Source organism: Cupriavidus sp. WS (assembly GCF_000395345.1).
Taxonomy (GTDB): domain Bacteria; phylum Pseudomonadota; class Gammaproteobacteria; order Burkholderiales; family Burkholderiaceae; genus Cupriavidus; species Cupriavidus basilensis_B.
Genome location: NZ_AQPL01000515.1, coordinates 1 through 4,673, shown reverse-complemented (window position 1 = coordinate 4,673; position 4,673 = coordinate 1). Strand labels below are relative to the sequence as shown.

Here is a 4,673-nt window from a genome sequence, read left to right as displayed (position 1 = left end):
TGAAGCTCAGCAGACTGACGTCAAAACCCCCTTCAAAAAGTCGGCAACAACTCCGGCGGATGCGCCCGCAACTGCGCCCTCGCATCCCGAAACTCGGGAAAAATCGACGCCACCGTATCCCAGAACCTGGGACTATGGTTCATCTCCTTGAGATGCGCCAGCTCATGCGCCGCCACATAGTCGATCATCGACATCGGAAAATGCATCAGCCGCCAGTTCAGCCGGATCTTGCCGTCGGCGGTGCAACTGCCCCAGCGCGTGGCGGCGGAGGTGAGCGCGAACGCGCTGTGCCGCACGCCGAGCTTTTCGGCGTAGACGTCCAGGCGCTGGGACAGCAGGCGCCTGGCCTGATGCTGCAGCCAGCCCTGCACGCGGTCCTTGATCTGCTGCTCGTCGGCGTGCGGCGGCAGCGCGAGGTGCAGCACGCGGGTGTCGGCGTCGAACAGCAGGATGCCGGCGGGGGACTCGAGCTGCAGCGTGATGGCCTGGCCCAGGAAGGGCAGGCTGGCGCCTTCGCGCCATTGCACGGTGGGCAGCACGCGCCGGGCTTCGCGGTGCCGCCACTCGCCGAGCTTGTTGAAGATCCAGCGCTGCTTTTCGAGGATCGCGGATTCGATGTCGGCCAGCGTCACCCAGCGCGGCGCGGTGATGGACAGGCCGCGGTCGTCGACGGTGAAGCCGATGGTCCGGCGCGACGAGCGCTTGAGCGTGTAGTGCACGCTGCGTTCGCCCACCTGCAGGCGCCGGGCGTTGGGCTGCGGCAGCGGCCAGGGCTGGGCGCCGGGCAGGAGGGGCTGCGCCGGTGTGCATCCGCCCGGCGCCGCGCCGGATGCCGCGCCGTCGCCCGCGAGGGCGTCGGACAGCGGCAGCTCCATCTGGGAACCAGGGGCATCGGGGGATTGGCGCAGCAATTTCATGCGGGCTCGCGGCTCCGGTAGCTCTGGGCGTCGATTCTACGCATATCTTGCTCGATCCACGTCTCCACCTCCTGGTTGAGCTGGTCGGCGGTCTTGTTGGCCGAGGAAATCGGCGCGCCCACGGAGACCGTGATGGTGCCAGGGTACTTCATGAAGGCGTTGCGCGGCCACAGGCGGCCGGAGTTGACCGCGATCGGCACCACCCACGCGCCGGCCTCCACCGCCAGGCGCGCGCCGCCGCTCTTGTAGCGCGGCTTTTCCATGCCCGCGGGCGTGCGCGTGCCTTCCGGGAACATGATGATCCAGGCGCCCTCGGCCAGCCGCTCGCGGCCCTGGCGCACGGCCGAGGCGAACGCGCGCGTGCCTTCCTTGCGGTTGATGTGCACCATCTTGAGCATGCCCAGCGCCCAGCCGAAGAACGGCACCATCAGCAGTTCGCGCTTGAACACGAAGCACATCGGCTTGGGCATGGTGGCGACGTAGGCCACGGTTTCCCAGGCCGACTGGTGCTTGGACAGCACCACCACCGGCTTGTCGAGCACGCCGTCGAAGTTCTCGTAGCCCTCGAAGCGGTAGCGGATGCCGCAGATCAGCGTGGCAGCGGCGATCACCAGCCGCGGCCAGCCGCGCACGAAGGCGTAGCGGCGGTTGGCGCTCATGAACGGAAAGGCGATGAAGCACGCGCAGGCGTAGGGCGGCGTCAGCACCAGCAGGTACAGCGCGAACAGCAGGGAGCGGAGAAAGATCATCGGTGCGGGGAAAGGGCGAAAGGGCGCAGGGGATTCAGGAGGCGGCCAGGCGCGGGGCGCCGTCGCCGGTGAGCAGCCAGCGCGCGAACGCGCGCAGGTCATCGTGGACCAGCGTGCCGGCCGGCAGGCCGCCCTTGGCCAGGGTTTCCCGGCCCTTGCCGGTCAGCACCAGGTGCGGGGCGCAGGCCACCGCCACGCCGGCTTCGAGGTCGCGCAGCGAGTCGCCCACCAGCGGCACGCCCTTGAGCTCCACGCCGAAGCGCTCGGCCAGCTGCTCCAGCATGCCGGGCTTGGGCTTGCGGCAGTCGCAGCCGTCGGCGGCGGTATGCGGGCAGAAGAACACGGCGTCGACGCGCCCGCCGAGATGGGCCAGCGCCTTGTGCATCTTTTCATGCATGGCGTTGAGCGCGCTCATCTCGAACAGGCCGCGGCCGATGCCGGACTGGTTGCTGACGATCACCACGCGGTAGCCGGCCTGGTTGAGCGAGGCGATCGCTTCCAGGCTGCCTTCGATGGCGATCCATTCGTCCGGCGTCTTGATGAACTGGTCGCTGTCGAGGTTGACCACCCCGTCGCGGTCGAGGATGACGAGCTTGGGCGGAGTCTGCGGCATGATGGTCTCCCGGTTCGGTGCGCCCGCCTACGCGGCGAGCTTGGAGATGTCGGCCACACGGTTGGCCAGCACGTGCAGCGAGGCCAGCAGCGCGAGCCGGTTGGCGCGCAGCTGCGCGTCCTCGGCCATCACCATGACGTCGTTGAAGAAGCGGTCCACCGCGTCGCGCAACTGCGCCAGGTCGCGCAGCGCGGCGGCGAAGTCGCCGCCGGCGAAGGCGGCCTCCACCTGCGGGCGCACGCTCTCGACGGCGGCATGCAGCGCGCTCTCGGCGGCTTCCTGCAGCAGCGCGGGCTGCACCTGGCCCACCGGCTCGGTGTTCTTGCGCAGGATGTTGGTGATGCGCTTGTTGGCCGCGGCCAGCGCCTCGGCCTGCGGCAGCGTGGCGAAGGTGCGCACCGCTTCCAGGCGGGCCAGGATGTCGTCCAGGCGCCGCGGGCGCTGGCTCACCACCGCTTCCACCTCGTTGGTGCTGTAGCCCCTGTCCTTGAGGTAGCCGCGCAGGCGGTCGTAGAGGAAGTCGGCGATGGCGTCCTGCGCGGGCTTGACCGCGGCGATGCCGGCGAACGACTGCTGCGCGATCTCCAGCAGCGTGTCCAGCGCCAGCGGCAGCGGCGTCTCCACCAGCATGCGCAGGATGCCCAGCGCGTGGCGGCGCAGCGCGAACGGATCCTTCTCGCCGGTCGGCGACAGGCCGATGCCCCAGATGCCGACCAGCGTCTCGAGCTTGTCGGCCAGCGCCACGGCCAGGCTCACCGGGCCGGCCGGCAGCGCGTCGCCGGCGAAGCGCGGGCGGTAGTGCTCGGAGCAGGCCAGCGCCACTTCCTCGGCCTCGCCGTCGTGGCGCGCGTAGTAGGTGCCCATCGTGCCCTGCAGCTCGGGGAACTCGCCCACCATGTCGGTCAGCAGGTCGGCCTTGGCCAGCTCGGCGCCGCGCATGGCGGCGGCCTTGTCCACGGCGATGCCGGCCGCGGCCAGCGCGTCGGCGATGTGGCCGGCGATCTGCTGCAGGCGCTGCACGCGGTCGAGCTGCGAGCCGATCTTGTTGTGGTAGACCACGCTGCCCAGTTGCGGCACGCGCGAGGCCAGGGTCTTCTTGCGGTCCTGGTCGAAGAAGAACTTAGCGTCGGCCAGGCGCGGGCGCACCACGCGCTCGTTGCCGGTGATGATGGACTGCGGCGTGTCGGTGGCGAGGTTGGAGACGATCAGGAAGCGGTTGCGCAGGTGGCCGGCGGCGTCGGTCAGCGCGAAGTACTTCTGGTTGGTCTGCATGGTCAGGATCAGGCATTCCTGCGGCACTTCGAGGAAGGCTGCCTCGAAATGGCAGGCGTAGACCACCGGCCATTCCACCAGCGAGTTGACTTCGTCGAGCAGCGCGTCGGGCATGATGACGCGGTCGTCGCCGGCCTGTTCCAGCAGCGCGGCGCGGATGCGCTCGCGGCGCGCGGCGTAGCCGGCCAGCACGCGGCCCCGGCTTTCCAGCACGGCGGCGTATTCACCGGCGTGGGCGATCTCGATCGCGCCGTCGGACAGGAAGCGGTGGCCCTGCGTGGTGCGGCCGGCCTGCAGGCCGAGCGCCGTCACCGGCACGACTTCGGCGCCCAGCAGCGCGATCAGGCGGTGCGCGGGGCGCACGAAGTGCACGGTGCTGCCGTCCGGGCGCTGGTAGCTCATCACCTTGGGGATGGGCAGTTTGGCGATAGTGTCGTCGAGCGCCGCCTGCAGGCCCGCGACCAGCTCGGCGCCGCGCGCGGTGTAGCGGTGGAAGAAGGCGTCGGCCTTGCCGTCGGAGGCGCGCTCCAGGCTGCGCCAGTCGATCGATTCCACGCCCACCGACCTGGCCAGCGCGGCCAGCTTCTTGGCCAGCGGCGGGGTCGGCTCGCCGTTGGCGTCGAGCGCCACCGACAGCGGCAGCACCTTCTCGCGCTGCTCGCGGTCGGGCGCGTTGCGGCGCACGCGGGTCACTTGCGCGGCCAGGCGGCGCGGCGTGGCGAACGCGGTCACGGCCGCGCCGTCACCCAGCAGGCCCTGCGCCGAGAGGCCGGCGAACAGGCCCTGCGCGAAGGCTTCGCCCAGGCGCGCCAGCGCCTTGGGCGGCAGCTCTTCGGTGAACAGCTCGATCAGCAGCGTATCGTTCGAATCGGTCAGGAGTTGCGACATGAATCGTTTCCAGCAAGTTGGGGCACGCGCTGCGCGTCAGCAGCGCGGTGCGGTAGTGGGTTCTACGCCGGACAGCAGCCACAGGCCGTTCTGCTGGCGGAATTGCAGCGTGGTCGCCACGCACTGCGTGTCCGCGCCGGCGGGGCTGCTGCCGCGCGCGCCGGACGCGCCCGCGCCCGGGCGCGGCGCGAAGAAGCGCGCGTCGAGCCGGCGCAGGCGCCGGTCGTAGCGGAT

General features: G+C 70.4%; 4 protein-coding genes and 1 pseudogene. All 5 read right to left on the bottom strand.

The window, feature by feature from the left end; translation table 11 throughout:
• Positions 1 to 32 precede the first annotated feature (32 nt).
• Positions 33 to 917, bottom strand: a complete 885-nt coding sequence (locus K206_RS0133195) for a M48 family metallopeptidase (protein ID WP_029044374.1) — start codon at positions 915 to 917, stop codon at positions 33 to 35.
• Complete coding sequence (locus K206_RS0133190) at positions 914 to 1,666, bottom strand: 1-acyl-sn-glycerol-3-phosphate acyltransferase (RefSeq protein ID WP_020206609.1); 753 nt, start codon at positions 1,664 to 1,666, stop codon at positions 914 to 916. The genes K206_RS0133195 and K206_RS0133190 overlap by 4 nt, the downstream gene beginning before the upstream one ends.
• Before the next feature lie 34 nt (positions 1,667 to 1,700).
• Positions 1,701 to 2,279, bottom strand: coding sequence for a D-glycero-beta-D-manno-heptose 1,7-bisphosphate 7-phosphatase (gmhB, locus tag K206_RS0133185; protein WP_020206608.1), 579 nt, complete (start codon positions 2,277 to 2,279; stop codon positions 1,701 to 1,703).
• 27 nt (positions 2,280 to 2,306) lie between these two features.
• Positions 2,307 to 4,439 carry a glycine--tRNA ligase subunit beta gene (gene glyS / locus K206_RS0133180; protein ID WP_020206607.1) on the bottom strand — a complete coding sequence of 711 codons (2,133 nt, stop codon included), beginning with the start codon at positions 4,437 to 4,439 and terminating at the stop codon, positions 2,307 to 2,309.
• Between the two features lie 36 nt (positions 4,440 to 4,475).
• Positions 4,476 to 4,673: pseudogene (locus K206_RS44000) on the bottom strand (hypothetical protein); the annotation flags it as partial.